General features: G+C 63.8%; 26 protein-coding genes and 1 tRNA gene. 18 read left to right on the top strand and 9 right to left on the bottom strand.

All coding sequences use genetic code 11. The features are described from left to right. Positions 1–329: 329 nt before the first annotated feature. Entirely contained in the window at positions 330–614 is a 285-nt protein-coding gene (locus GTA51_RS15130) for a hypothetical protein (protein WP_160962504.1), read from the bottom strand. Between the two features lie 356 nt (positions 615–970). Next, positions 971–1,046 (bottom strand) — tRNA-His (locus GTA51_RS15125). A gap of 156 nt (positions 1,047–1,202) precedes the next feature. Here GTA51_RS15125 and murA point away from each other — a divergent pair. From murA to GTA51_RS15110, 3 genes are all read left to right on the top strand, one after another. After that, positions 1,203–2,453, top strand: coding sequence for a UDP-N-acetylglucosamine 1-carboxyvinyltransferase (gene murA, locus GTA51_RS15120; protein ID WP_160962502.1), 1,251 nt, complete (start codon positions 1,203–1,205; stop codon positions 2,451–2,453). A gap of 20 nt (positions 2,454–2,473) precedes the next feature. Continuing rightward, the gene (locus GTA51_RS20730; protein ID WP_211922598.1) at positions 2,474–3,091 is read left to right on the top strand and encodes a hypothetical protein; all 618 of its coding nucleotides are present in this window, start codon (positions 2,474–2,476) and stop codon (positions 3,089–3,091) included. 246 nt (positions 3,092–3,337) lie between these two features. Then, positions 3,338–4,141 (top strand): 2-amino-3,7-dideoxy-D-threo-hept-6-ulosonate synthase, encoded by an 804-nt coding sequence (locus tag GTA51_RS15110; RefSeq protein ID WP_160962500.1) that lies wholly within the window; start codon positions 3,338–3,340, stop codon positions 4,139–4,141. A 242-nt stretch (positions 4,142–4,383) separates the two neighbouring features. On the opposite strand, the gene bioD is transcribed toward GTA51_RS15110, so the two are convergent. Together bioD and bioA are read right to left on the bottom strand one after the other, a co-directional pair. After that, complete coding sequence (gene bioD / locus GTA51_RS15105) at positions 4,384–4,980, bottom strand: dethiobiotin synthase (RefSeq protein ID WP_160962498.1); 597 nt, start codon at positions 4,978–4,980, stop codon at positions 4,384–4,386. Further along, positions 4,977–6,320, bottom strand: a complete 1,344-nt coding sequence (bioA, locus tag GTA51_RS15100) for an adenosylmethionine--8-amino-7-oxononanoate transaminase (protein ID WP_246198161.1) — start codon at positions 6,318–6,320, stop codon at positions 4,977–4,979. The genes bioD and bioA overlap by 4 nt, the downstream gene beginning before the upstream one ends. Here bioA and bioF point away from each other — a divergent pair. From bioF to GTA51_RS15085, 3 genes are read left to right on the top strand one after another with little or no spacing between them, the layout of a single operon-like run. Beyond that, positions 6,319–7,497, top strand: a complete 1,179-nt coding sequence (gene bioF / locus GTA51_RS15095) for an 8-amino-7-oxononanoate synthase (protein WP_160962496.1) — start codon at positions 6,319–6,321, stop codon at positions 7,495–7,497. The genes bioA and bioF overlap by 2 nt on opposite strands. Further along, positions 7,494–8,096: an alpha/beta fold hydrolase gene (locus GTA51_RS15090; RefSeq protein WP_160962494.1), complete on the top strand. Its 603-nt coding sequence runs from the start codon at positions 7,494–7,496 to the stop codon at positions 8,094–8,096. The genes bioF and GTA51_RS15090 overlap by 4 nt, the downstream gene beginning before the upstream one ends. Beyond that, positions 8,093–8,863: a methyltransferase domain-containing protein gene (locus GTA51_RS15085; protein WP_160962492.1), complete on the top strand. Its 771-nt coding sequence runs from the start codon at positions 8,093–8,095 to the stop codon at positions 8,861–8,863. Before GTA51_RS15090 ends, GTA51_RS15085 begins: the two co-directional genes overlap by 4 nt. Here the strand turns inward: GTA51_RS15085 and GTA51_RS15080 are convergent. Next, a complete protein-coding gene (locus tag GTA51_RS15080; protein WP_160962490.1) occupies positions 8,841–9,290 on the bottom strand; it encodes a hypothetical protein in 450 nt (149 codons plus the stop codon). The genes GTA51_RS15085 and GTA51_RS15080 overlap by 23 nt on opposite strands. Positions 9,291–9,432: 142 nt before the next feature. Between GTA51_RS15080 and GTA51_RS15075 the strand changes: the two genes are divergently transcribed. The 10 genes from GTA51_RS15075 (at position 9,433) to GTA51_RS15030 (ending at position 17,922) form a co-directional block, all read left to right on the top strand. Further along, positions 9,433–10,854, top strand: a complete 1,422-nt coding sequence (locus GTA51_RS15075) for a sigma-54-dependent transcriptional regulator (protein ID WP_160962488.1) — start codon at positions 9,433–9,435, stop codon at positions 10,852–10,854. 44 nt (positions 10,855–10,898) lie between these two features. Then, complete coding sequence (gene cutA / locus GTA51_RS15070; protein ID WP_160962486.1) at positions 10,899–11,228, top strand: divalent-cation tolerance protein CutA; 330 nt, start codon at positions 10,899–10,901, stop codon at positions 11,226–11,228. Between the two features lie 24 nt (positions 11,229–11,252). Beyond that, a complete protein-coding gene (locus tag GTA51_RS15065) occupies positions 11,253–12,185 on the top strand; it encodes a carbohydrate kinase family protein (RefSeq protein WP_160962484.1) in 933 nt (310 codons plus the stop codon). Between the two features lie 76 nt (positions 12,186–12,261). After that, positions 12,262–13,224: a thiamine-phosphate kinase gene (thiL, locus tag GTA51_RS15060; protein WP_160962482.1), complete on the top strand. Its 963-nt coding sequence runs from the start codon at positions 12,262–12,264 to the stop codon at positions 13,222–13,224. A 5-nt stretch (positions 13,225–13,229) separates the two neighbouring features. Continuing rightward, positions 13,230–14,081, top strand: a complete 852-nt coding sequence (locus tag GTA51_RS15055) for a DMT family transporter (RefSeq protein WP_160962480.1) — start codon at positions 13,230–13,232, stop codon at positions 14,079–14,081. A gap of 25 nt (positions 14,082–14,106) precedes the next feature. Further along, positions 14,107–14,514, top strand: coding sequence for a tRNA (N6-threonylcarbamoyladenosine(37)-N6)-methyltransferase TrmO (gene tsaA / locus GTA51_RS15050; RefSeq protein ID WP_160962478.1), 408 nt, complete (start codon positions 14,107–14,109; stop codon positions 14,512–14,514). A gap of 128 nt (positions 14,515–14,642) precedes the next feature. After that, positions 14,643–14,903 (top strand): hypothetical protein, encoded by a 261-nt coding sequence (locus GTA51_RS15045; RefSeq protein WP_160962476.1) that lies wholly within the window; start codon positions 14,643–14,645, stop codon positions 14,901–14,903. 305 nt (positions 14,904–15,208) lie between these two features. Then, a complete protein-coding gene (locus tag GTA51_RS21285) occupies positions 15,209–15,634 on the top strand; it encodes an EamA family transporter (RefSeq protein WP_160962474.1) in 426 nt (141 codons plus the stop codon). Between the two features lie 214 nt (positions 15,635–15,848). Beyond that, positions 15,849–16,652 carry a sulfite exporter TauE/SafE family protein gene (locus GTA51_RS15035; RefSeq protein WP_160962472.1) on the top strand — a complete coding sequence of 268 codons (804 nt, stop codon included), beginning with the start codon at positions 15,849–15,851 and terminating at the stop codon, positions 16,650–16,652. 25 nt (positions 16,653–16,677) lie between these two features. After that, complete coding sequence (locus GTA51_RS15030; protein WP_160962470.1) at positions 16,678–17,922, top strand: NupC/NupG family nucleoside CNT transporter; 1,245 nt, start codon at positions 16,678–16,680, stop codon at positions 17,920–17,922. A gap of 145 nt (positions 17,923–18,067) precedes the next feature. Here GTA51_RS15030 and GTA51_RS15025 read toward each other — a convergent pair whose 3' ends face one another. Together GTA51_RS15025 and GTA51_RS15020 are read right to left on the bottom strand one after the other, a co-directional pair. Continuing rightward, a complete protein-coding gene (locus GTA51_RS15025; protein WP_160962468.1) occupies positions 18,068–18,751 on the bottom strand; it encodes a potassium channel family protein in 684 nt (227 codons plus the stop codon). 72 nt (positions 18,752–18,823) lie between these two features. Further along, on the bottom strand, positions 18,824–19,813 hold the full coding sequence (locus GTA51_RS15020; RefSeq protein ID WP_160962466.1) for an HD-GYP domain-containing protein: 990 nt from the start codon (positions 19,811–19,813) through the stop codon (positions 18,824–18,826). Between the two features lie 186 nt (positions 19,814–19,999). On the opposite strand from GTA51_RS15020, the gene GTA51_RS15015 reads away from it, so the two are divergent. After that, complete coding sequence (locus tag GTA51_RS15015) at positions 20,000–20,644, top strand: SOS response-associated peptidase (RefSeq protein WP_160962464.1); 645 nt, start codon at positions 20,000–20,002, stop codon at positions 20,642–20,644. A gap of 155 nt (positions 20,645–20,799) precedes the next feature. Here GTA51_RS15015 and GTA51_RS15010 read toward each other — a convergent pair whose 3' ends face one another. Continuing rightward, positions 20,800–22,527 carry a PAS domain-containing sensor histidine kinase gene (locus GTA51_RS15010; protein WP_343039522.1) on the bottom strand — a complete coding sequence of 576 codons (1,728 nt, stop codon included), beginning with the start codon at positions 22,525–22,527 and terminating at the stop codon, positions 20,800–20,802. Positions 22,528–22,646: 119 nt separating this feature from the next. On the opposite strand from GTA51_RS15010, the gene GTA51_RS15005 reads away from it, so the two are divergent. Next, positions 22,647–22,997 carry a hypothetical protein gene (locus tag GTA51_RS15005; protein WP_160962462.1) on the top strand — a complete coding sequence of 117 codons (351 nt, stop codon included), beginning with the start codon at positions 22,647–22,649 and terminating at the stop codon, positions 22,995–22,997. 101 nt (positions 22,998–23,098) lie between these two features. Here GTA51_RS15005 and GTA51_RS15000 read toward each other — a convergent pair whose 3' ends face one another. Continuing rightward, complete coding sequence (locus GTA51_RS15000) at positions 23,099–25,216, bottom strand: ATP-grasp domain-containing protein (RefSeq protein WP_160962460.1); 2,118 nt, start codon at positions 25,214–25,216, stop codon at positions 23,099–23,101. Between the last annotated feature and the right edge of the window lie 131 nt (positions 25,217–25,347).

Raw genomic sequence — 25,347 nt, 5'->3', positions numbered from 1 at the left:
GGCTGGTGCAACGAAATCTGTTTCAGCAATGTGAAATTCTCGACCTCATTGACCCGCGACGGCAACGCTTAAAACCAAACAATTCTAGCAGGCTATCTCTTCTAAATTAGCCGGACAGAAATGATTTTAGTAAGCAGCGGAAGGCATCTGGCACTGCTGCATCTCGCAACAAGACCAGTGAAGAGGTGCGTTGCACTCAAATTTTGGCAAAATAATGCCGTGAGCGCACGCCAGCAGGTTGGCAGCACTGCGACCCAGTGAGCAACCCGCAAGAATTGACTGATCCTAAAAAGGATCTCAGGTCATAACGACTCTTTCAAAAACAGAACTTAAAAACTCATCTTGGTGCTGCCTGGAACTTCAGCACCGCCTGCCTGACCGTTTTGTCCACTTCCCAACACTTGATTGAGCATTGGCTTAAGCTTTTCAAGCGAACTATTTTCATCAGCCGGGGCATTGCTTCGATAGCTTAACCGAGGAGTGGACTTCAGTCCTGACTGGCCGGATTTTTTATCGTCATTGCCAACATTCGCAGCGGCATCCGGTTTATCTCCTGCATAGGCAATGCCCAAAAAAAGAACACAACACAGCATGAACAGAATGAATGTTTTCATACAACCTTCCAAATCAGATTGTTACGAAGCGTTTGCTGCGCCCGAAAAGCCTTGGCTCTCTGGCCGGAGATGGCTTTCCGGCCGTAGAAAAGGAAAGATTCGCCCGGCCTCCTGGAGACACCGTTCCTTCTGATTTTCGGTCATTTCGTCTGGAGTTGCAAGGATACGAGGTGGGGCTGGGATGGGATTGCAGCGGTCATCTGACGTAACCGCACAATTACAATGAGAAAATAGAACAGACAAACGGTAAATGCCCCTCTGCCTTTTGGGTTGGGTCATCGCAATCAGTTAAAGGCACTCAGCTCGCAAAACAAAAAGGCCCGGCGGTTAACCGGGCCTTTTGCAAGGAAAATTACTGGGGTGACTGATGGGGCTCGAACCCACGACAACCAGGGCCACAACCTGGGACTCTACCAACTGAGCTACAGCCACCATTGACGAAGAAGGAAGTCTTTACCCAAGACCCGGCCCGGCGTCAACAGATATTTTCCCTCGCTTGCTCTCAAAGCTCGGCCGCGCTATTCTTCTGAGGCAAGTCGGCCCGCCGTTTCTTGCCACTGCCTCCCAAACCAGCTAAGGATTATTGTCATGGATAAACTGCTCATCCGGGGCGGCAAGCCCCTTTACGGCCCCATCCGGGTCAGCGGCTCCAAAAACGCCGCCCTGCCCATCCTGCTGGCCGCCCCCCTGCTCACCAAGCCGGCGGTGGTCGATAACGTGCCGCGCTTGCGCGATATCCATACCACGCTCAAGCTCAACGATATCCTTGGTTGCCCCTCCACCTTTGAGGGCAACACAGTCACCATGGAGCCGGCCGGCCGCCTCAACCCCGAGGCACCCTACGACCTCGTGCGCACCATGCGCGCCTCGGTGCTGGTCCTTGGGCCACTGCTGGCCCGGGCCGGCCACGCCCGGGTCGCCCTGCCCGGCGGCTGCGCCATCGGTGCCCGGCCGGTCAATCTGCACCTGACCGCCCTGGAAAAGATGGGTGCCACCTTCACCCTGGAGGCCGGCTATATCGAAGGCCGCTGCGACCGTCTCACCGGGGCGCACATTGTCTTCGACTTCCCCACGGTGGGCGGCACGGAAAATCTGCTCATGGCCGCCAGCTTAGCCGAAGGCACGACTGTCCTGGAAAACGCCGCCCGAGAGCCGGAAGTGGCCGATCTGGCAGACTTTCTAAACGCCATGGGGGCCAAAATCACCGGGCACGGCACCTCGGTCATCACCATTACGGGCGTGCCGAGCCTTGGCGGCGGCAGCTACAGCGTCATGCCTGACCGCATCGAAGCCGCCACTTACATGATCGCCGCCGCCATCACCGACGGCGAATTGCGCCTGGAATGCTGCCCGTTTATGGAACTCGACGCCGTGGTTTCCAAATTGCGGGAGATGGGCGTTGCCATTGAGGCAACCAATGCCGGGGTGGTGGTGCGCCGGCGCGAACAGCTCATCGGCGTGGACGTGGCCACCCAGCCCTATCCCGGCTTTCCCACCGACGTGCAGGCCCAAATCATGTCGCTTATGGCCGTGGCCAATGGCTCAAGCTCCATTCGCGAAACCATTTTCGAAAACCGGTTCATGCACGTCCAGGAACTGGTCCGGTTGGGGGCGCAGATCCGCATTTCCTCCCAGACCGCGTTTATCCGGGGTGCCCTGGGCCTGGCCGGCGCGCCGGTCATGGCTTCCGATCTGCGGGCCAGCGCCTCGCTGGTGCTGGCCGGTCTGGCCGCCCAGGGCGAAACGCTCATTCAGCGCGTCTACCATCTGGATCGGGGCTACGAAGCCATGGAAGTGAAACTGCGAAACGTCGGGGCGGATATCGAACGCATTGCCTGACATCCGCCAAGGAGGTCGTCATGCTCTTGATACTGCGTACGTTGGTTGTTCTCGCGACTCTGGCCGTGGCCACACAGGCGCAAGCCTACGGCCTTTTCACCTGTGTGGACGCCGCCGGACGCGAGGTCTGCGTCATTGACACCGGCACGGTCACCGACATTGTGCCTTCGCAAGTGTGCAACGCCGCCTGCCCGCCCTGCGCCGGACGCTGTGACGCGGCCAGACGCTACGAGTCGCAAGCCGGGCACTGGCAGCAATCCTGGCAGGGGACGCCCGGCATCACCGAGGGCAACATCCTGACCCCCGGGGCCGGCCCCCAGGGCGACGCCCAGACCATCCTCCAGGAAGGCCTCGTCGCACCGGGCGCTCCCCAGGCGTTGCCGCCGGGCTATCCCCAAACCGCGCCGCAGGGCTCTGTGTATATGGTGCCGGTCTATCCCCAGGCGGCACCGCCGGTCGGCTCCCCGCCAGCCCCGGCCAACCCTGGCGCTGCGGGCCAGGCCTATCCGGGCCAGGCATATCCGGGCCAGCTGTATCAGGGGCAGCCGTATCCGGGACAGGTATCCCCGGCCCCGGTCGCTCCCACTCCGGCCGCGCCGGACTCCGGGTACACGGACTCCGGGTACACAGTCTCTTGACGGGCCGCCCGAATTGCGTTTACCTTGCCGCCATGCAAACTCGTCAGCCCGCCATGCGCATCCTCAGCTTCGGACCGTATTATTATTATTACGGCTTTCGCGCTCGCGGCTTGGCGGGTGGTGTGGCCTTGTAAGCCGCACCTGAAAACTCCGCCGACAGGGGCCGCGGGCAACACGCCCGGCGGCCCTTTTTCATAAGCGCAGCCGGGGTCCGGCTCCGGGCGACAACCGCCAGGGAGAATCGACATGACCATCGGCAAATCCATCCGTTTGGAACGCATCGTCAACCGCGACACCGGCCGTACCATCATCGTGCCTCTGGATCACGGCGTCACGGTCGGCCCCATCGCCGGCATCGCCGACATGCGCGAGACCGTCACCAACATCGTGGCCGGCGGGGCCAATGCTGTCCTTATGCACAAGGGCGTGGTGCGCTGCGGCCACCGGGCGCGCGGGCGCGACGTTGGCCTTATCATCCATCTTTCGGCCAGCACCAGCCTGTCGCCCTTCCCCAACGCCAAGACGTTGGTATGTACCGTGGAAGAAGCCATGCGCCTGGGAGCTGACGCCGTGTCGGTGCATGTGAACCTGGGCGACGCCACCGAAGCGCGGATGCTTGACGATATGGGCCGGGTCACCGCAGCGGCCGTGTCCTGGGGCATTCCGGTGCTGGCCATGATGTACGCCCGGGGGCCAAAAATTTCCAACGAGTTCGACGCCGATGTGGTGGCCCACTGCGCCCGGGTGGGCAATGAACTGGGAGCCGACATCGTCAAGGTGCCCTACACCGGCGACGTGGACAGCTTTGCCAAGGTCGTGGCCGGCTGCTGCGTGCCGGTGGTCATTGCCGGCGGCCCCAAGACCGACACCACGCGCGGCTTTTTGACCATGATATCCGACAGCATCATGGCCGGCGGTGCGGGCCTGTCCGTTGGCCGCAACATCTTCCAGGACCCGGACCCGGCCAAGCTGCTGGAGGCGGTGACGGCCATTGTCCATGAAGGCAAAAGTGTGGACGCGGCCATGGCGATGCTGGGACGGGGGGAATAAGGCGATTCCGGGGGCTTGGGACCAGCCGTCCCAGGCCCCCGGATTTCATGATGCGGCTTTTGCATCCAAGCCGGAGCAACGGTGGTTTCTGTCACAGGCAAGCGCTGGTTTTCCCGATCCGCAACCGACCGGATGACCAACCAGCCCCCCCCACAACAACTTCTCCCGGCGGGGGGGCCGGGGGCCTCAGGCCCCCGGCCGCCGGAGGCTTCTTCTGCTTTCTCCTCTCGCGCTCCCGGCCGCTATCGAAGCGCCGTATCAAACCGATAGATCGTCTGGCTGGTATAATGCGCATCGATAACCGCCGCGTTGCGGTCGGCCTCGCGCATGTTCGCCGCGAAATGGTCGTTTATCGCCACGGCCGTCAGGGCCAGCTTGTGGCGCTTGGCGAAATGGCCGTAGACGATGGCGTCGGACAAGCAGCCCAGCCGGTTGGGCACGACCAGAATCACGTCCAGGTCCAGTTCCAGGCCGAAGTGGTAGTTGTAGCGCATCTGGCCCAGCGGCACGCCCAGCCCGCCGGCGCTTTCGATCAGCACTGCGTCGCAATCAACGCTTAATTCCTCGATTCTAGCCACGCATGCGGCGAACGGAAACGGGTCAAAGACAAAGCACGGCGAGGCCGGTTCGGCGGCCGTGTAAAGCGTCACGGCGTCCTGGGGAGCAAGGCCCGCCTGCCGGGCCACAAAGGCGGCGTCGTCATCCTCGGGAAAGCCGGTGGCCACGGGTTTGATGTAGCGCACCGTCTGGCCCTCGGCCGTCAGCTTTTGGGCGAAAAGGGCCGAAAAATACGATTTGCCGATGCCGGTTCCGGTGCCGGTTATGAAATAGCGCGTCATCCCAGCACCGCCTCCACCGCATCAAGGGCGATGTCGGCCAGCTTGTCGATCTCTTGGAGCGTAATCACATAGGGCGGCATGAAATAGAGCATGTCGCCGAGATTGCGCAACAAGGCCCCGCGTTTGACCGCCTCGCGATAGATGCGAAAACCGGTGCGGTCGCGCTCGTCAAAGGGCCTGCCTTTTTCCGGGTCGGCGGCCAGGGACACGGCGGTTATCCAGCCCGTGGAGCGGATATCGGACACATGGCGGTGTCCGGCGAAACGTTGCCGCACGGCAGCCTGCAAATGGGCTATTTTGGGTTTGTTGGCCGCTATCACGTCGTCGTCCTCGAAAATACGCAGCGTCTCGCAGGCGGCAGCGCAGGCCAGCGGGTTGCCGGTGTAGCTGTGGCTGTGCAAAAACGCTTTGTCATCGGCATAGTCGTGGTAAAAAGCGTCAAAGACCGCGTCGGTCGTCACAACGCATGACAGCGGCAGCGTGCCGCTGGTGATGCCCTTGGACAGGCACAGAAAATCCGGCGTAATGGCGGCCTGCTCGCAGGCGAACAGGCTGCCGGTGCGGCCAAAACCCACGGCGATTTCATCGGCAATGAGGTGGCAGCCGGCCGCCTGGGTCGCCCGGCGCAGCTTGGCCAGATAGACCGGCGGATGCATGCGGAAACTGCCGGCGCACTGCACCAGCGGTTCGATGATGACCCCGGACAGCGTATCGGCGTTGGCGTCAAGGGCCACCTGCATGCCTTCGAAACACTCGGCGTCGCAGGTTTCCCGCGTTTTGCCGCAGGGACAGGCGTGGCACTCGGGTCCGGCCACCTCGATTTGCGGTATGATCAGCGGCGCAAAGGGCGCGGCGTAGAGCCGGTCGCCGCACACGCCCAAGGCTCCGGCCGTCTCGCCGTGGTAGCCGTTGGACAGATAGATGAACCGGCATTTTTCCGGCTGGCCCAGGTTGCGCCAGAAGGCGTGGCTCATTTTAAGGGCCGCTTCCACGGCGCACGAACCGTTGTCGGCGAAAAAAACCCGGGTCAGCCCGGCCGGGACCAGGGCGAGCAGCCGCGTGGCCAGTTCCTCGGCCGGGGCGTGGGTGCAGCCGGCGAAAATGACATGGGACAGGCGCGAGAGTTGCTCGCCAACGGCCCGGGTGATGCGGGGGTTGGCATGGCCGAACAGGTTGACCCACCAGGAGGAAATGGCGTCGATATAGGCCCGCCCTTCCCGGTCGTAGAGGTAAATCCCTTGACCCCGGTCGATAAAGACGGGAGGATGTTTCTCGTGGTCCTTCATCTGGGTGCACGGGTGCCAGATCCGCATGGCCTCCTTGCCAACAACGTGAGACATGAGCACATCCTTTTTCGGTAAATATATCGTCCCCGAGGCAGCGACGCTGCGCAATACGGACAGCTACCGGACCATTCCGCCCATCGACGACGGCGCGGCCCGGGAAGTCCTGTATGGCGGCACGCGGCTGTTAAACCTCGCCTCCAATAACTACCTTGGCCTCTCCAGCCACCCCGAACTGATCGAGGCCGCAACCAAAGCGGCGACCCGCCACGGCTGTTCCTCCGGGGCCTCACGGCTCATCACCGGCAACTTCGCCCTGGCCGAAACCCTGGAAGCGGAGCTGGCCACCTTCAAGCACCAGGAAGCGGCCCTGGTCACCAGCAGCGGCTACGCCGCCAATCTGGCCGTGTTCACTGCCCTGGCCGACCGCCACACCGTGGTCTTTTCCGACCGCCTCAATCATGCCAGCATCATCGACGGCGTCCTGCTCAGCGGCGCGCGGCTGGTGCGCTACCGCCACCTGGACATGGGCCATCTGGAGCGGTTATTGGCGCGCGAGGCCCTGGTCGATAAAAAAATTATCGTCACCGACTCGGTCTTCAGCATGGACGGCGACGTGGCCCCTTTAGCGCGATTGGTGGAGCTTGGCAAAGCCCACGGGGCGCTTATCGTGGTGGACGAGGCCCATGCCATGGGGGTCCTCGGCCGAGGGCGGGGACTGACGGCCGCGCTGGGATTGTCCGAAGACGTGGACGTCCATGTGGGGACGCTTTCCAAAGCGCTCGGATCGCTGGGCGGCTATGTGGCCGGCCGGGTGGAAACCATCGAACTGTTGCGCAACCGGGGCCGCTCATTTATTTTTTCCACAGCCCTGCCGCCGGCCGTCCTGGGCGCTTCCCTGGCCGCCCTGCGCCATATCAAATCCAATCCGGGCCTGGGAGCGCGGCTCATGCGGCTGTCCAAGCAAATCCGCGACCACTTGATCGGCCTGGGCTTTGACACCATGGGCTCCACCACCCAGATCATCCCCGTGTCCTGCGGGCGCAACCGGGTGGCGCTCCATGCCCAGGCGCTGCTTCGTGCCGAGGGTCTGCTCGTGGCTGCCGTACGCCCGCCCACCGTGCCCCAGGGCACGGCGCGCCTTCGCCTGTCGCTTCGGGCCGATCTCACCGACGACGACCTCAAACGCATCCGCCTGGGATTTTCCAGGCTCCGGGTTACCTTTTTCCCATGACCGACGTCTTTTTTTGCTCCGGCTTTGCCGGTCCCGAGGCGCTTTATCCGGGCCTTTCGGGACGCTGGCAGTTTGCCGCGCCGTTTTTGGACGGCAACGAAGCGGCTCTGCTCGCCCTGATCCGGGCCAGCCGCGCCCGGGTGCTGGCCGGCTGGTCCACCGGGGCGCATCTGTTGCTCAAATACGCAGCGGAACTCTTCCCGCGCTTTGAGCGCGTGGTTCTTTTCGCGCCGTTTCTGCGCTTTACCGACTGCTTTCCGGCCAGGCTCACCCGGGCCATGGCGGCGAATATGGCCCAGGACCCCGAGAGAACGGTGCGCGGCTTTTGGAAAAACTGCGGCATCGACGCGCCCCCGGCCTGGAATCCGGCCTGGGCCGCGCTCCTTGCCGACGGTCTGGCCTATCTGCTGGTGTCCGAGGCCCCGGCCACGCCGCTGGCTGCCGGCCATGTCACGATTATTTCAGGCGCAACCGACCGCATCGTGCGCCCGGCGGCCATCGCCAACGTTATGGCCGCCCTGCCCGGGGCCGGGCGCGTGGAGCATGCCGGCGGGCATTTTCCCGGCTTGGCGCTGGTAACGGACACGCTCTGGCCATGACCACCGCTGACATCCGTCGTCGTTTCGACCGGGCCGGCGGCAGCTATGAAGCCGTGGCCGTGGTCCAGGACCGGGTGGCCGAGGGGCTGGCCGGGCTGTGTCCCCAGCGCCTCACCGGCCGGGTGCTGGAGATCGGGGCCGGCAGCGGGCTGCTGACCCGTCGCCTCGCCCCGCGACTGGCGGCGGGCGGGTGCTATGTGGCCCTTGATCTTTCCCCCGGGATGCTCGCCCACGCCGCCATGCCGCAAAACGTGCGCCGGCTGGCCGCCAACGGCGAGGTCGCCCCTTTTGCCCCGGCCACGTTTGATTTCCTGGCTTCGGCCTCGGCCATGCACTGGTACGCCGATCCGGCCGCATCCTTGGCGGCCAATTTGCGGCTGCTGCGGCCCGGGGCTGGCTTTGCCCTGGCCTTTTACGTGGCGGGAACATTGGGGGAACTGGAAGAGGCCTCCCAGGCCACGGGCTTTGGCTCGGTCTATCCCATGCGGCCGGCGGCGTATTACCGGGAGCTTTTTGCCAGCCTGCCGGGGATCGACTGGCGCATGGAAGAGACGCGCCACACGGTGGTGCACGACAGCGTGCGGGCGCTTTTAAAAAGCCTCAAAGGTGCCGGCGTGACCCACACGGCCGGCCGGCGCGTGGCCAGCCCGGGGCGGTATCGGGATTTCGTGCGCTCTTATGCGGCGCGCTTTGGCGTAGGCCAAGGCGTGGCGGCGAGCTACCACGTGGTGACGGCGACCGGCTCTAGGCCAACGTCCCCCGCTTGAGCAAGCGCCAGGAATAAAAGACCACCAGCCCGAAGGTGCCAAGGCCAAGGGCCTGGGCGGCCAGTCCGGTCGGGCTGGTCACCGCCGCCGGATCGGTCTTGATCCAGACCACGGCCGTGGAAAAGAGATTGAGCGCAAAGGCGAGCCCCAGCACGTTGACGGCCTGACGGTGCAGGGAAAAAAGCAGCGTGACACCCACAAGCGTGATGCCGGCGTTGGCGTAGCCGATCACCCGGTCCATGACTGTGAATTTCGCCAGATAGGCCTGCTGCTCCGGGGCCATATCCACGCCGCCGGCCGCCACGAAAAACATGGCCACGATCACCCAGATGCTGCTGACCAGATAAAAAAGAAAAATAATCCAGACCAGCACCGGGCGTTTGCGCGGCTGGGCTTCTCCGGGCGTGATCGAGGTCTCTTTGGCCATGGCTGCCTCCTTGGCGTGCCCGGTCACTGTACGAAGCACCACGGCCCGCGTCAAATGCCGCTGGGGCTTTGCCCGGCCGCGTCTCGACAAAAGCCGCACAACGCCTTACACCATTTGACGTTTGCAGCAACAGGGAGGAGGCATGGCGAAGATTTTAGTCATTGATGACGACACCCATATCCGTGAGGTGTGCAAACTGGTCATCGAGGGCATGGGCCACGAGGTGACGGCCCAACCGACCCTGGCCAAAGGCTTAAGCGCTTTGGACCGCGAATTTTTTGACGTCCTCTATCTCGACGTCGATCTGCCCGACGGCAATGGCCTGATTGCCATTCCCAAAATCACCGAGCGCGAGCGCGCCCCGGAAGTCATCATCTTTACCGGCGCGAGCTACCCCAACGGCGCGGAACTGGCCATTAAAAACGGTGCCTGGGACTATATCGAAAAGCCGGCCACCGCCGAATCCATGACCCTGCCGCTTATACGCGCCCTGCAATACCGCAAAGAAAAATTCGCCCATCGCCCGCCCACCGTGGCCCTTAAGCGCGAAGGCATCATCGGCAACAGTCCGCGCGTGGCGAGTTGTCTTGATCTGGTGGCCCAGGCCGCCAATTCCGACGCCAATACGCTCATTACCGGCGAGACCGGCACCGGCAAGGAACTCTTTGCCAGGGCCATCCACGACAACAGCGAACGCGCCGACGGCCCGTTTGTGGTGGTGGACTGCTCAAGCCTCACCGAGACGCTGATTGAATCCGTGCTCTTCGGCCACGCCAAGGGGGCCTTTACCGGCGCGGAAAAAAAGCAGGAAGGGCTGATCAAGCAGGCGGACAAAGGCACGCTTTTTCTCGACGAAGTGGGGGAGCTGCCCATCTCCCAGCAAAAGGCCTTTTTGCGCGTGCTCCAGGAGCACCGGTTCCGCCCGGTCGGGGCCAAGGAAGAAGAAACCAGCGACTTTCGGCTGGTGGCCGCCACCAACAAGGATCTCGAAACCCTGGTGGCTGCCGGCGATTTCCGCAACGATCTGCTCTTTCGCCTGCGCACCATGCATTTAAACATCCCGGCCCTGCGCTATCGCGGCGAGGATATCCGGGAGTTGGCCATTTATTACATGAATGCCTTCTGCAAAAAATACAAGGTGCCGCTCAAGGGCTTTTCCCCGGAATTTCTGGACAGCCTGGAAGAATACGACTGGCCGGGCAACGTGCGCGAACTGGTCAACCTGATGGAAAACATCATCGTGCGCGCCCAGTATGAGCCCACACTGTATCCCAAGCACCTGCCCCCGGAAATCCGCATCCGCATCATGAGCGGCCGGCGACAGGAAGGCATGACCGCCCAGGACAACGAACTGCTGCCGGTGCAGGAGCAAGGCGGCGGTTCGGGCCAGGAGCTGGTCCTGACCCCGTTTGACGATTATAAAAGGGACGTTGAGCACCGCTATTTCAAGCTGCTCATGCAGACGGCCGGCGGCGACATCCACAAGGCCTGCGAACTGTCCGAACTGGGCAAACAGAGCCTGTACCGCTACCTGCGCATCCACGGCATCCCCACCCGGACCTGATCCGACGCCGTAGCACGACGCAAACGCCCCCCGGGAGCATGCCTATGTCCGCCGTTATTGCCTATGTCACCACGGAATCGGTGGAACAGGCCGAGCGCATCGGCCAGGCCCTGGTCGCCGAGCGGCTGGCCGCTTGCGCCAACATCCTGCCCGGCATGCGCTCCATCTATCGCTGGCAAGGGGCGGTGGAGACGGCCGGGGAAACGGTGCTCATTGCCAAGACCCGCGAAACGCTGGCCCAGGCGCTTATCAACCGGGTCCGGGAGCTGCACACCTACGAAGTCCCCTGCATTGTCGTGCTGCCCATAATCGCCGGGCTGCCTGCATTTCTGCGCTGGATCGACGACGAGACGTCTGCGCCCCAGCCACAATAAAACCGCATGAAGGAGACCACACCCATGCGCATTCTCGTTTCCGGCTCCCTGGCCTACGACCGCATCATGAGCTTTCCGGGCAGCTTTGCCGACCATATCCTGCCCGACAAGATCCATATCTTAAACGTCTGTTTTCTGGTTGATGGGCTGGAGGAGAAGTTTGGCGGCACGGCCGGCAACATCGCCTACTGCCTGCGCCTGCTCGGGGAAAACCCCACCATAGTAGCCAGCGCCGGCAAGGATTTCGCCGCCTACGAGGCCTGGCTGCGTCACTGCGGCTTAAGCCTGGAAGGCATCCGCCGGGTCAACAGCGAATTTACCGCTGGGGCCTACATCACCACCGACAAGGCCGACAACCAGATCACGGGCTTTAATCCCGGGGCCATGAAGCACCGGGCCGAATACCCCGTGGACGAGGCCGATCCCGCCGACACCATCGCCGTGGTCGCTCCGGGCAACCTTGAAGACATGCAGGACTTCCCCCGCCGCTACAAAGCCAAGGGCATCCCCTGCATGGTCGATCCGGGCCAGAATATCCCGGCCTTTTCCGGCGAACAGCTGACCGAGATGCTCACCGGCGCGACCTATCTCATCTCCAACGACTACGAGTTGCAGATGATTCAGAACAGCACCGGCCTGACCCAGGCCGAGATCGTGGCCCGCACCGGCACGCTCATCACCACCCTGGGCGAAAATGGCTCGGTCCTTCGCCAGGGCGCGACGGAAACCGTCATCCCGGCCTGTCCGGCCAAGGACGTCAAAGACCCCACCGGTGCCGGCGACGCCTTCCGGGCCGGCTTTATTAAGGGCCTGTCCCTGGGCAAGACCCCGGCCGAAGCGGCCAAGCTCGGTTCGGTCTCGGCCGCCTATGTCGTGGAAAAGCATGGCACCCAGGAACACCAATACACCTGGCAGGAATTCTGCGACCGCTACGCCGCTACTTTCGGCCCCCTGTAGCGTAGCCCCTCCCGCCTATCTGCCTCGGGGGCGTGGCCGAGAAGCCGCCCGCCCCCGAGCCAAGGAATCCATCCCCATGCCCCGCATCGCTTCCGAAGATGATTTCCTGGCCCTTTTAGACGTCCATTTTCCCCGCACCGGGGCCGGCGTCGTCGTGTCGCGCGGCGACGATGCCGCTGTCATCGCCTGCCCGCCCCAGTTGTGCGTCACTACCGACCTGTTTGTGGAAGACGTCCATTTTCGACGGCGCTATTTCACCCCCGGCCAGATCGGGGCCAAGGCCCTGGCCGTCAATGTAAGCGACGTGGCCGCCATGGGGGCCGTGCCCACCGGCTTTGTCCTGGGGCTTGTCTGCCCCGACGACGCCGACCGGGACTATTGGGACGCGCTCGTGGCCGGTATGGCCGGTGTTGCCGCCCGCCACCAGGTGCCACTGGTCGGCGGCGATCTGTCCAAAGGGGAAAAAATCGCGGTGTCCGTCACGGTCTGGGGCGCGCCCGGCCCATCGGGCCGCTTTCTCACCCGGGGCAGCGGCGCACCCGGCGACGTGCTGGTGGTTGTGGGCGATCTGGGGCTGGCCCGGGTGGGGTTGGCTGTGCTGGAAAAGGACGGTCTGGCCGCCGCTGCCGACTGGCCCGCCGCCGTGGCCGCCCATCTGGCCCCGGTGCCGCGTCTGGAAGCCGGACTGGCCCTGGCCGCCTGCCATGGTGTCACCGCCTGCCTGGACGTCTCGGACGGTCTGGCCCGCGACCTGCCGCGCCTCTTGCCACCAAACTGCGGGGCCGACCTCTTTTTCACCCCGGCCAGCCTGCACCCGGAAGTTACGGCCCACGCCGCCGGCCACGGCCGACCGCCCGAGAAAGTGGCCTTTTTCGGCGGCGAGGACTATGCGCTGCTGGCCACGGTCGCCCCGGCCGCGTTGCCGACCCTGCGCGCCGCCCTGCCCGAGGCCAAGGCCATCGGCCGCGTCACCGCCACACCCGGTTATACGCTTAATGGCGCGGCCATAAACGAACGCGGCTTCGACCACTTCGGCTGACACCCATGGGACAACTCCTTTTCGGTGCCGTCATCATCAGCTTCTCGGCCGTGTTCGTGAAGCTGGCCGCCGTGGCCCCGGCCGTATCCGCCTTTTACCGCCTGCTCTTTGGCGGCCTGACCTTGCTTGTCATGCTGGCTGCCACGGGCAATCTGTCAGCCGTGCGCCGCGCCGTGGCCTGGCCGGCCCTGGCCTGCGCCTTTTTTTTCAGCGCCGATCTTTTGTGCTGGCACGCCAGCATCATTTATATCGGGCCAGGGCTGGCCACCCTGGTCGGCAACTTCCAGGTGTTTCTCATCACCCTCGTGGCCGCCATCCAGGCCCGCCGTCTGCCCCAGGCCGGATTTCTGGCCGCCATGGGGCTGGCCATGGCCGGACTCTATCTGGTCGTCGGCCGGGGCTTTGCCGAGCAAACCCCGGAATTTCGGCTGGGCGTCGGCTACGGGCTGGCCACGGCGGTCTTTTACGGCTTGTTCATCCTAACACTCAAAAAGGCCGTCACCGACGGCGGCCGGGCCGCTCCCATGGCGGCCATGGCGGTGTTGTCCCTGGCCGGGGCCGTCTTTTTGGCACCGGTGCTCCTGGTGCGCGGCGACAGTCTGGCCCTGCCCACGGCAACGGCCCTGGTTTCCCTGCTGGGCCTGGGTGTTATCGGCCAGGGCATCGGCTGGCTGGCTATTTCCACCGGCTTAGCCGGCGTGCGCCCGGCCCTGGCCGGCTTGATCCTTCTCTTGCAACCCACCTTGTCCTATGTCTGGGACGTGCTGTTTTTCGGCAAGACCACCGGCCCGGTGGAACTGGCCGGCGTGGCCCTGGCCCTGGCCGGCATCTATCTCGGTTCGGTACGCCGGACCTGACCGGAAGCATCCCAAGGAGACTCCCATGGACCTCGGCCTTCACGTCATTGGCGTCGTGCGCTCGCCGCTCACCGACAAGGCAACGGCCCCCAAATTTGAAACCGACAACGCGCCGCCGGCCGAACTTTTACTTGACCCGGCCTATGCCACGGCGGCCAAGGATCTGGCCGTGGGCCAGGAGATACTGCTTTTCACCTGGCTGCATCTGGCCGACCGGGATTGCCAGGCCGTGCATCCCCGCCGCGACTACAGCCGCCCCCTGACCGGTGTCTTTTCCACCCGCTCCCCGGACCGTCCCAACCCCATCGGCCTGCATCAGGTGCGCATTAGCACCCTTGCCGGCAACGTGGTCACGGTGGCGGCCCTGGAGGCTTTGGACGGCACGCCGATCATCGACATAAAGCCTCTGGCCGACCGGGGCGGCCAGGGCTGACCCGGCGAAACAGCAGCCCGGCGCTGCAAAAACAATTGTTTTTCGACCCAAGGCTTGCTATCATAGGCAATAAAGCTACCTTTTTTTAAAATCACAATCTCCACGCCTGCATCCACAAGGAGTCGCCCATGCCGAAGAAAGAACACGTCAAAAAGGTCAATGCCGTCGTTTGCGCCTATTTCGCCCACACCGGCTACCTGACCATCGAGGAAGCCAAAGAGTTGTGCGGCATTGAACAGACCGCTTTTGATGAAGCCTACAAAAAAGCCGGCAACATCTTTAATAAGATCGGCACCGAGCCGGACAAGGGTGTCAGCAAACTGTTCGACCATCTGGCCCACGAAGTCGATGAATACATGAAGCACATCAGCGGCTACGGCATCGCCTAGCCCGCGATCTCAAAAAGTGTTTCTGCTTTTTGGGATAGAATAAGCATTCCGGCACATTGTCACGCCGAATAGCGTGCCGGTGTTTGCAGCGCGTGACACGAGCCGGCCTGCAGCCTTCGCCCCGGTACGGTACTGCGCCCGGCCGGGGCTTTTGTTTTTCCTCGGGCGCGTTCCTGGTTCGCAACGGCCGCCAGTACCATGCGCTGTATGAAAAACAGCACAAGCCCTCCCCCCGCCGCAATTTCTGCCGTGTAAGCATAGACCGCCATGGACCGACACTCAAAGCAGCCAACCGGGGGCATCGCGTGACGTTATTTTATATCTCCATCACTATCGCAATCCTGTCCAATGCCTTCTACCATGTGTTTCAAAAAAACATCTCCAGCCAGATCAACCCGCTCCTGTCGCTCATCGTCACCTATCTCGCCGCCATCGTCGTTTCGCTGCTCATCATGCCCTTTTATCCGCAGCCGGCGTCGCTGTCCGATTGCTTTAAAGCGAGCATCTGGCCAAGCGTCGCCCTGGGCTTTGCCGTGGTCGGCCTGGAAATCGGCTTTCTGCTGGCCTACCGGGCCGGCTGGGACATCAGCATCGCCGCTGTTTTTTCCAATGTCGCCGTGGCCTTGTTCCTGGTTCCGCTCGGACTGCTGCTGTATAAGGAACAGTTCACCATGGTGAATTTCCTCGGCGTTCTGCTGTGCATCGGCGGCCTGATCCTCATTCGACGCTGATCCCGCGCCCGGTCCGGCCGCAAGTGCCCTGCTTGCACGCGGCAACAGCGCCCCCCACCCCCACGGTCTCTTTGACCGCGCCGCCTCCCCCGGCAAGGACCGCCATCCCCAGCCGCCCCACCACGGACGTGCCCCAAAGACCAATCCAAGCCTTTTCAATGCCGGCGGATTCCGTTACAGCCTGCCCGTTGCCATCTGCACCAAGGAGCGAGCCATGCCGTCATTGACCTTTATCCTTGCCTATCTCGTCTTCGGCGCCATCGCCGGAATCATAGCCGGCCTGCTGGGTGTTGGCGGCGGCATTGTCGTGGTCCCGGCCCTGATCTGGTTTTTCACCGCCCAGGGGTTCCCCCAGGAAATCATCATGCAGATGGCCCTTGGCACGTCCCTGGCCGCCATCATGTTCACCTCGATCTCCAGCGCACGCGCCCACTATCGCCGGGGCGCGGTGGTCTGGCCTATCGTTAAGGCCATCACCCCGGGCATTCTCGTCGGCACCTTTGCCGGTTCCTGTCTGGCGTCGAAGCTTTCCACCGGCTTTCTCAAGGGCTTTTTCGTCTTTTTTCTCTATTACGTCGCCATCCAGATGCTGCTCAACATCAAGCCCAAGGCCCAACGCCAGATTCCCGGCACGCCCGGCATGTTCGGGGCGGGGTTTGGCATCGGCGCGGTGTCCAGTCTGGTCGGCATCGGCGGCGGCACCCTGTCCGTGCCGTTTATGCTCTGGTGCAACGTGGCCATGCACACGGCTGTGGGCACCTCGGCCGCCATCGGCTTCCCCATCGCCCTGGCCGGAACCGTCGGCTACATCGTAAACGGCCTGGGCACGCCCAATCTACCGTCCCTGACCCTTGGCTATGTCTCGCTGCCGGCCCTGGTCGGCATCGCCGGGGTGAGCTTCCTCACCGCGCCCTACGGTGCCAAACTGGCCCACAAGCTGCCGGTGGCCACCCTCAAACGCTGCTTTGCCCTGTTCATTCTGGCCATGGCCACCCGTATGCTCTGGAGCCTGTTCTAAACCAGTCCCGCCAAAGGAAGCCCTCATGCTGCAACCCCTGTTCGGACTGGCCGTCCTGCTGACCATTGCCGCCCTTATAAGCGAACGCCGGGGGACGATCCCCTGGCGCATGGCGGCCGGAGGGCTGGGGTTGCAGTTTGCCCTCGCCGCGCTCATGCTCAAGGCTCCCTTTCTACGCGGCGTCTTTATGGGCTTAAACGCCCTGGTCGCGGCCATGGACGAGGCCACCCGGGCCGGCACGGCCTTTGTCTTTGGCTATGTGGGCGGCGGGCCTGCCCCCTTTGCCGTAACCGACCCCAGCGCGACGTTTATCCTGGGCTTTCAGGCCCTGGCCCTGGTCATCGTCATCGCCGCCCTGGCCGCCCTGCTCTATTACTGGCGCATCCTGCCCTACGTGGTGCGGGCTTTTTCGGTGATTCTGGAACGGGCCATGGGCATCGGCGGAGTGCTTGGGGTCGGAGCCGGGGGCTGCATCTTTCTGGGCATGATCGAAGCGCCGCTTTTAATCCGCCCCTATCTGGCCCGCATGACCCGCAGCGAACTGTTCGCCATGATGACCACCGGCATGTCCTGCATCGCCGGCACCATGCTTATCCTCTATGCCACGGTGCTTAAGGCCGTCATCCCCGACGCCTTGGGCCATATCCTCACCGCCTCGGTCATCCACGCCCCGGCGGCGCTCCTCATTGCCGGCCTCATGCTGCCGGAAACGGGCCAGCCGACCCTTGGCCGCACCATACCCAAATCGGCAGCCTCAGGCAGCATGGAGGCCCTTATCTCCGGCACAGCCGACGGCCTGCGCCTTTTTTGGAGCATCATCGCCACGTTGCTGGTGTTCGTTGCCCTGGTCAAGCTGGCCAATATCCTGCTTGGCGGGCTGCCGGACGTGGACAGCGCGCCCGTCACCCTGGAACGCGCCCTGGGGCTGGTCATGGCCCCGGCGGCCTGGCTGATCGGCGTTCCCTGGACAGAGGCGGCAGCGGCCGGGTCGCTGTTGGGCACGAAAATCGTTTTAAACGAATTTATCGCCTTCATTGACATGGCCAAGCTGCCGGCCGGGACGCTGTCGGAACACTCCCGGCTGATTCTGACCTATGCCATGTGCAGCTTTGCCAATTGCGGTTCGGTGGGCATCCTGCTGGCCGGGCTGACCTCGTTGTGTCCCGAGCGCAAGACCGAGATCACGGCCCTGGGCGGCCGGGCCCTGGTCGGCGGGATGCTGGCGTCTTTGACCACTGGCGCGGTGGTGGGGATTCTGACGGCGTTTTAGCCGATCCACGGCAACTGCCCGGCGCGTCAGGGACAGCCGGCACCGTGGAGGGGATTGCGGCGGCGATTTCGCCCCAGGGGTGCGGGTTGCGGCCGGGCGATGCCCAGTACCTGGAGCGGTGCTTGCGGTTGCGTTTATGCGGGGCTTACCGCTCTTTTTCGGCCACATGCAGCCCGACCAGCCGGGCCATGAAAAAGACCATGTAAAACTGGCCGGCGATGCCCTCCAACACGGCCAACGTCCGGGCCACAGGCGACAGCGGCACAATGTCGCCGTAACCGGTGGTGAGCAGCGTCACGTAGCTGAAGAAAAAAAGCAGGCTGTCCCGTTTATTTCCCAGCAGATCATGGCCGTGAACCGTAAAATCAAAGCCACCCGGGTTGATACGTTCAATAAGAGAATACAGCAGAAACCACAGGGCACCCATAAACAGATAGACGCACAGCCCGCCGAGCACCGTATCCAGATCCACCCGACGTTGTCGCGACAGATACTGCGACACTTCGACAGTGGTCAGCAGAATGACCATCGCCCCGAGAAAGTCTCCTATGATATCAACAGACAACTGGCCTGTTGCGTATTTTACGAGTATCGCACAGGCGCACAACCCCGCCAGAACGCAATTGACCCGGTGCAAACGGCTTTGACCAGCCACGCGCAAGGCGGCCAAGAGTATTCCCAGAAAGAGCAAATCCTGAATGATTGCCGCCGTTGCACCCGCCAAAAAAGGTGCGGCCACGAGCTGGAGCAGCAAGGCGGTTAGCAGCCAGTGAAAGCGTTTGTTGGTGGTGCCGACGGCCGTGGCGATTCTGGGCGAAACAGTGGGCATGTGAGGCTCCTTTGCCAGGCGCTCCCCGGGCCGGCTGCCGCGACAAGGGGGATTGAACTTGGGAAGCCGCTTCTAAAGGAGGGCCGCGCCGCTCAACAGCAGCACGAAACGCTTGTAGAGATCGACGTCAAATGCACCGGCCATCTCGTGGCGCATGATGCGAAGGGCCTCAAAGGGCCGCACGGCCTCGGCGTAACACCGTTTGGAGGTCAGGGCGTCGTAGACGTCGGCCAGGGTCACGGCCCGCACATGCACGGGAATCTCCTGGCCCGACAGCCCCGCCGGATAGCCCTTGCCGTCAAGTTTCTCGTGATGCCACAGGATGCACTCCCGGGCCAGTCGCGACAGGGACAGTCCCCGGCACAGCCGCGCCCCCCGGACCGGATGCTCCTTTATGGCCAAAAATTCCTCGGGCGTGAGCCGCCCGGGTTTATTGAGGATGGCGGGGTCCACGGCCTCCTTGCCGCTGTCGTGGAGCAGCGCCCCCACCCCGGCCTGGACGATGGTCGGTCCGGGAAGCCCCAGAGAGCGCAGCAGATAGACCGTGTAGACAAAGACGTGCACGCCATGGCTGTAGACGTCGTAGTCATGGGCCATAAGCGACCCGATGCGGGCAAGCCCCGTCTCGCTACACAAAAAAGCCACGCTGTCCCGGGCATAGCCCACAAACAGCCGGGCGTGAATGTCGCTTATCCCCTGGGGCAGGCGCTGCCGAATCAGATCGCGGACAATTTCGCAACAATTGTGGTAAAACAGCGCAGCCTTCTCAGCGGCCGGCAACTGTCCGCCCAACAGCGCCCCGGCCAGATGGCACCGCATATAGTCCCGGTAGCGGTCCCGCTCGTCCCGGTGAATGTAGACCGTTTGGACCCCGTATTCGTGGAGCATTTCCCGACGCAGGCCCGTGACAGCTTCGCCGCTGCGGGCAAACAGGGTGTGCGTGTCGCCGTGGCGCAAAAAAACCTGAAAATCGCCCGGTACATGGGGGAACAAATGGCCCACCGGAATCGGCTGGTACTCACTGGCCGGATCGACCGGGGGAGGCGGCGGCAAGTGCGTCATCGTGCGTTTGACTTTGTTACAATTTCTGCGCCAACCGGTTCCAGCCAGCGGTCAAGGCGTTCAGACATTATGCCATACCCACTGTCATATCAGGCTGTTATTGAAACAAAACGGCATTCCCTTGCCCCGTAGTCAACTTTGGCTCAAGCTGTAGCAAGACCCGGGCCTAAAGAAAGGAGTCTTCCCATGTGCGGCAGATTTGCCCTGGCCGTGCCCAGGCGGCTGGTGGCCGAAGCCATGGGCGTACCGGATATGCCGGACGTCCCGCCCCGGCCGGAAATTTTCCCCTCGCAACTCATTGAGGCCGTGTTCACGGCCCGGGAGAGCGGCCGGCGCATGGCCGGCCTGTTTCGCTGGGGCTTTGTGCCGGCCTTTCTCAAAGACGATGCAGTGGCGCGGCCCATGATCAACGCCAGAAGCGAGACCGTGCTGACCCTGCCCTCGTTTCGCGCCGCCGCCCGCTACCGGCGCTGCCTCATCCCGGCCCAGGGGTATTACGAGTGGCGCAAGGAAGCCGACGGACGCAAAACCCGGTTTTATTGCAGCCTGCCCGGCTCCCCGGTCCTGGCTCTGGCCGGCATTTACGAACGGGCTGTCACCGCCCAGGGCGAGGTGCGCGACACCGTGGCCATCCTCACCCGGACAGCGTTGGGTGCCGCCGCCGCAATCCATCCCCGCATGCCGCTGATCATTGCCGTCGGGACCATGGCAGCCTGGCTTGATCCCGGGCGCACCGAACGCACGGACATCGAACCGCTGTTGTCCTTGCCCCCGCCCCAAGGGCTGAAGGCGAGTTCCGGGCCGGGACAACCGACGCAGTTGGTGCTTTGAGCAGATCGGAAAGGGTTGGGGAGTGGTCAGTTGTGGCGCGGGGAGCCTCACGAAAGAGGCGCAAGGGGACGGATCAGGCCGTGTCGTCGGCGGCCTCGTGGGACAACGAGAACCCGCACGGGGTCAAAGGCACAACGGGCCTAGATCAGAGCGGATCAGGCCGTGTCGTCGTCGGCCGGGGGCAGTTTAAACGGTGCGCTATAGCGAAACACGCTGCCCTGGCCCGGCAGGCTTTCCACGGTGAGGCTGCCGCCCATGGCCTTGGCCAGTTTTCCGGCAATGGCCAGCCCCAGCCCCACGCCGCCGAAGCGGCGGGTCTTGCTGCCGTCGGCCTGGCGGAAGGGTTTGAAAATGGTTTCAAGCTCCCCCGGGGACAGGCCGATGCCGGTATCGCGAACAGTGAGGGTCAAAACCACCGCCTCCGGGCCGCCCGGTGCGGACGACTCCGGCGGGCTGCCTGGCGCGACTGTCGCCGATACCTCGATGGCACCGGCCTGGGTGAACTTGACGGCATTGCTGAGCAACGCCGCCAGAATCTGGCGCAACCCGCCGCCGTCGCCGAGCAGCAGATCAGGCACCGTCTCTGCGACGTTACACACCAGGGAAAGGCCTTTTTGCAGCGCCGCCGTCCCAAAAAATGCGACTGACCCCTGAATCAGATTGCTGACGCTAAACATCTCCAGATGCGTCTCGACGTCGCCGGAATCCAGTCGGGCGAATTCCAGCACGCTCTCCAGCAGCGTTTCCAGGTTGCGCCCGGCTTCCACAAGGGTCTCGAGATACTCCTGCTGCTGCGCGTCAAGCTCCGTGCTCTTGAGCAGTTCCGTCATGCCGAGGATGCCGTTTAAGGGTGTGCGGATCTCATGGGACATGTTGTCCATAAATTCCCGTTTGAGACGCTCGGCAGCCAGGGTCGCTTCCTGGGCCAAAAGCCGGTCGGTCACATCCTCCAGAAGCCAGATGGAACCCGCCTGGGGCCGGTCGGCATCAATGACCTGCCCGATCATGCGGCACATGAAATCCGTACCGTCATGGCGGCGCATGCGCGTAATGGCGTCCACCCGCCCGCCCCGGCCAAGCACCGGATAATACCGGCGGCCGAAATCCTCAAAGGACTCCTGGGAAGGATACATCGCCGAGGTGGACAGCCCTATGGCCGTCCCCTGGGGCAGGGCAAAGAGTTGGTGGAAGTGCGGATTGGCCCGGCGCACGACGCGGTCGGCCACAAAGCTGATACCAATGGGACTGTTTTCAAAGATGGCGTTGAGGCTGCGGTGGGAGTCTTGTAAAGCCTCTTCGGCTTTGCGGCGCTCATCCACCTCATGGCGCAATTTTTGGTTGGCCCGGCGCAGTTCCTCGGCCCGGTCAGCAGCGTCCTGCTCCAGCATGGCCAGGGCGTCACGCTGGTTGGCCGCACCCGCTTTCGCGCTGGTGATGTTGCGGGCGACGCAGAAGACGCCGGCCACCTGGCCGCGTCCGTCCAGTACCGGCGTTTTGAGCACTTGCAGCCAGACCGAGCGGTCCTTGCGCTCCACCTCGTATTCAAAGGTCTGGGAGCGGGAAGTGGCCAGGACCGTCTGGTCGGCGAGGCGATGGCGTTTGGCGTTTGGAGCGGAAAATATGTCAAAATCGGTATGGTCAAGCACAGCCTGGGGGGCGACGTCAAACAGCGCGCAAAACGCCTTATTGACATAGCGATAGATCAAATCGGCGTCTTTGAAAAAAAACAGATCCGGCGAAAGGTCCACCATGGTGCCGAACAAGGCGGGGTCGATGCAGGGGGCAGCAGATTCCGTCATTGTGGCCTGATAATAGCCCAGACCGGTTGACTTGACCAGGGGTTGCGCCAACCGTGTTGCGCCAATCGTATCGTCGTGGGGCACTCTCCGAGAGTCTGGCCGGCAATCGGCCGGGAGGGTTGCCGCCGCCATTGCCGGGCCGGGGAAAATGTGGTTAGCTCAGGCCCACATAACGCGGTTGTCAGGACCGCAGGGGAAACTTCATGCGCATACTCGTCTTGCCGGCTCTTTTGGCCTCCAGTCTGCTCCTTGCCGCTGTGCCCGCCTGGGCCGGGCAGGAAGCACAGCCCGCTTCTGCCGCTGCCGCTCCAAGCGCTCCTGCGGTTGCAGCGCCGCCTGCCGCACCGGGCAAGGCTGCCGGCCCCTCCACCACGCGCTCGGACGCGGCGGAAGCCCGCTACCGGGAGTGGGTGGAAAAAGAGCATGCCAAGGATGCGGCGGAATTCGCCAAGGACAAGTCCAAGATCGAAAGCAAATACAAGGGCTACGTGCGCCCCAAGCGGGAGAAAAAAGACGGCAAGGCCGAACCGGCTGACAAGGCCGTCAAACCCTAGCCCGCTTCTCCTGAAACCGGACGTCACAGCGCGTGGCGTCCGGCTTCCATCCCCGCCGTCCCCCCCATGCCCCGCGTTGGCGTCGCCAGCCCCAGGCTGCGCTACCCCTGGCACAACGCCAGGGCCATTATTCCCGCCACTTCGCCCAGCTCGCCACACACCGTAATGCCGGCGCGCACGAGGCAGTCAAGCTTCTCGGCCACCCCGTTCGGCCGTTCCAACAACGCCCCGGCATGGCCAAGGGTGCGCCCCGGCGGCGCGGTCAACCCGGCCACAAACGCCACCACCGGCTTGGGATAGCCCGTGGCCGACACATACGCCGCCACTTCCTCCTCAGCCGTCCCCCCGACTTCGCCGATGAGCATGACCGCCCGCACCCGCGCATCATCGCGCACCAGTTCGCACAGGTCCACAAACCCCACGCCGCCGAAGGGATCGCCGCCAATCCCTGCCGCCACGGCCTGCCCCATGCCGGCAGCGCTCAGCCGCGAGGCCACTTCATAGGTCAGGGTGCCGCTGCGGGAAAAAATCGCCACCGGTCCCGGCGAAAACGGTTCCACCGGCATAATGCCGGCCAGAAAGCGTCCCGGAACGATCAGACCCGGCGTGTTGGGGCCAAGGAGCAGCGTCCCCTGCCCGGCCAGGGCCGCTCGAACGGCCAGCATGTCGCGCTGGGGGATGCCGTCGGTGATGCAGACAATGCGCCGCACCCCGGCCGCCGCCGCCTCCAACACGGCATCGGCTGCGCCACGCGCCGGAACAAAGAGGATGGAGAGGTCAATGGCATGGCAGGCCATGGCCTCGGCCACGGTATGATAGACCGGTGTACCGTCCACCTCGCTCCCGCCGCGCCACGGGGTGACGCCGGCCACGATGCGCCCGCCGTAGGCCCGCATCCGCCGGGCATGGGCGCGTCCGGCCCGGCCGGTCAGCCCCTGCACCAAAATCCCGGACTCCGGCCCCAGGTCAAGCAGGCCCGGCAGAGACGTCCGGGAAGGCAGGCGGCCGCCGGCGGGACTTCCCGGGGTGTGGTCCGACTGCGGGGCCGGGCAGGTCGCCGTACCGACAAGCGGCAACACAGCCGGCGCGCCCGGGGTGATGACTTCGGAAAGCATGGCCACGGCCTGATCCATGTCGTCGGCCACCATGACCCGTCCGCCGGCCATGGCGCGCAGCCGGTCCGACCCGGCCTTGGCGGCGTTGCCGGCAAAGCGCACCACCACCGGTCGCCCCGGCCCGTCGCCCAGGGCGGCAGCCAGGGCTTCGGCCACATCGGCACACGACAGGATGCCGCCGTACATATTGACGCAGCAGGCGGTAACGGCCGGATCGGCAAACAGCAGGTCAAAAGCCGCCCGCAACCGCACGGTATCGGCCGTGCCGCCAAAATCGAGAAAATTGGCAGCGGGCAAACCGGCCGCACCCAACGCGTCCATGGTGGCCATGGCCAGCCCCGCACCGTTGGCCACCAGCCCCACCCGGCCGCCCAGGCTCACAAACGACAGCCCATGGGCAGCGGCTTGGCGCTCGGCCGGGGTGGCGAACCGGTCATCGCCAAACCGGGCCAGATCAGGTCGCAACGCCACCACGTTGTCATCCAGGATCAACTTGGCGTCCAAAGCCACGAACGCACCCTCGGCCGTTACGGCCAGGGGATTGATCTCGGCCAGCAGTAAGCCGTACTCGGCCACGGCGGTAAAGAGTCGGTCGAGGAGCGCCTCAAAGGCCGGCCAGACGGCGCTGTCCAGATGCAAATGGAAAAAGGCGGTCCGGGCCAGCCACGGCGGACAAACCAGCGAGGGCGGCACGTTTAAGACAAGCATTTCCGGTGTGCCGGCCAGGGACTCCACCTCCACCCCGCCCTGGCGGCCAAGGGACAGGCAAAAGCTCTTGCGTCCCCGGGAAACCCCCAGGGAGAGGTACACCGCCCGGACATGGGCAACAGCCGCCTCCAGCCGCAAAAACGGCGGTGTCAGGCCGCCAAAACGCCGCCCAAACAATTCGCCCGCCACCCCGGCGATATCGGCCGCAGTCTCCACGCGCACCACCCCCCCGGCCTTGCCCCGACCGCCGGCCAGAACCTGGGCCTTGACAAAGTACGGACCAGCAAAGGGCGGCGCATCGCCCAAGGTGTCCCCAGGCTCAAGCACGATGCCCGGAGGCACCATGAGGCCGGCTTTTGCCAGAAGCGCCTTACCAGCGTGTTCAGTCAGCAGCATGTGGGGTACTCCTTTGGCTGGTGGAGAGAGACGGAAGAGGCCTCCGGCGGCCGGGGGGATGATCCCCCCGGACCCCCCGAATGGGAGAAGTTATTTAAGGGGGTTATGGGGATTGGCTGGCACGCCGCCCG

This window comes from Solidesulfovibrio aerotolerans, from assembly GCF_009856865.1.
Lineage (GTDB): Bacteria > Desulfobacterota > Desulfovibrionia > Desulfovibrionales > Desulfovibrionaceae > Solidesulfovibrio > Solidesulfovibrio aerotolerans.
This window is presented reverse-complemented; position numbering and strand designations above follow the sequence as displayed.

Excerpts from the sequence above, each read along its gene's own strand:
- GTA51_RS15005 (WP_160962462.1), top strand. The coding sequence starts at position 22,647 with ATGCGCATACTCGTCTTGCCGGCTCTTTTGGCCTCCAGTCTGCTCCTT.
- bioD (WP_160962498.1), bottom strand. The coding sequence starts at position 4,980 with ATGACGCGCTATTTCATAACCGGCACCGGAACCGGCATCGGCAAATCG.
- cutA (WP_160962486.1), top strand. The coding sequence starts at position 10,899 with ATGTCCGCCGTTATTGCCTATGTCACCACGGAATCGGTGGAACAGGCC.
- thiL (WP_160962482.1), top strand. The coding sequence starts at position 12,262 with ATGCCCCGCATCGCTTCCGAAGATGATTTCCTGGCCCTTTTAGACGTC.
- GTA51_RS15110 (WP_160962500.1), top strand. The coding sequence starts at position 3,338 with ATGACCATCGGCAAATCCATCCGTTTGGAACGCATCGTCAACCGCGAC.
- GTA51_RS15075 (WP_160962488.1), top strand. The coding sequence starts at position 9,433 with ATGGCGAAGATTTTAGTCATTGATGACGACACCCATATCCGTGAGGTG.
- GTA51_RS15025 (WP_160962468.1), bottom strand. The coding sequence starts at position 18,751 with ATGCCCACTGTTTCGCCCAGAATCGCCACGGCCGTCGGCACCACCAAC.
- GTA51_RS15020 (WP_160962466.1), bottom strand. The coding sequence starts at position 19,813 with ATGACGCACTTGCCGCCGCCTCCCCCGGTCGATCCGGCCAGTGAGTAC.
- GTA51_RS15015 (WP_160962464.1), top strand. The coding sequence starts at position 20,000 with ATGTGCGGCAGATTTGCCCTGGCCGTGCCCAGGCGGCTGGTGGCCGAA.
- GTA51_RS15045 (WP_160962476.1), top strand. The coding sequence starts at position 14,643 with ATGCCGAAGAAAGAACACGTCAAAAAGGTCAATGCCGTCGTTTGCGCC.
- GTA51_RS15090 (WP_160962494.1), top strand. The coding sequence starts at position 7,494 with ATGACCGACGTCTTTTTTTGCTCCGGCTTTGCCGGTCCCGAGGCGCTT.
- GTA51_RS15030 (WP_160962470.1), top strand. The coding sequence starts at position 16,678 with ATGCTGCAACCCCTGTTCGGACTGGCCGTCCTGCTGACCATTGCCGCC.
- GTA51_RS15000 (WP_160962460.1), bottom strand. The coding sequence starts at position 25,216 with ATGCTGCTGACTGAACACGCTGGTAAGGCGCTTCTGGCAAAAGCCGGC.
- bioF (WP_160962496.1), top strand. The coding sequence starts at position 6,319 with ATGAGCACATCCTTTTTCGGTAAATATATCGTCCCCGAGGCAGCGACG.
- GTA51_RS15065 (WP_160962484.1), top strand. The coding sequence starts at position 11,253 with ATGCGCATTCTCGTTTCCGGCTCCCTGGCCTACGACCGCATCATGAGC.
- GTA51_RS15080 (WP_160962490.1), bottom strand. The coding sequence starts at position 9,290 with ATGGCCAAAGAGACCTCGATCACGCCCGGAGAAGCCCAGCCGCGCAAA.
- GTA51_RS15130 (WP_160962504.1), bottom strand. The coding sequence starts at position 614 with ATGAAAACATTCATTCTGTTCATGCTGTGTTGTGTTCTTTTTTTGGGC.
- bioA (WP_246198161.1), bottom strand. The coding sequence starts at position 6,320 with ATGTCTCACGTTGTTGGCAAGGAGGCCATGCGGATCTGGCACCCGTGC.
- GTA51_RS15035 (WP_160962472.1), top strand. The coding sequence starts at position 15,849 with ATGCCGTCATTGACCTTTATCCTTGCCTATCTCGTCTTCGGCGCCATC.
- GTA51_RS20730 (WP_211922598.1), top strand. The coding sequence starts at position 2,474 with ATGCTCTTGATACTGCGTACGTTGGTTGTTCTCGCGACTCTGGCCGTG.
- GTA51_RS15055 (WP_160962480.1), top strand. The coding sequence starts at position 13,230 with ATGGGACAACTCCTTTTCGGTGCCGTCATCATCAGCTTCTCGGCCGTG.
- murA (WP_160962502.1), top strand. The coding sequence starts at position 1,203 with ATGGATAAACTGCTCATCCGGGGCGGCAAGCCCCTTTACGGCCCCATC.
- GTA51_RS15085 (WP_160962492.1), top strand. The coding sequence starts at position 8,093 with ATGACCACCGCTGACATCCGTCGTCGTTTCGACCGGGCCGGCGGCAGC.
- tsaA (WP_160962478.1), top strand. The coding sequence starts at position 14,107 with ATGGACCTCGGCCTTCACGTCATTGGCGTCGTGCGCTCGCCGCTCACC.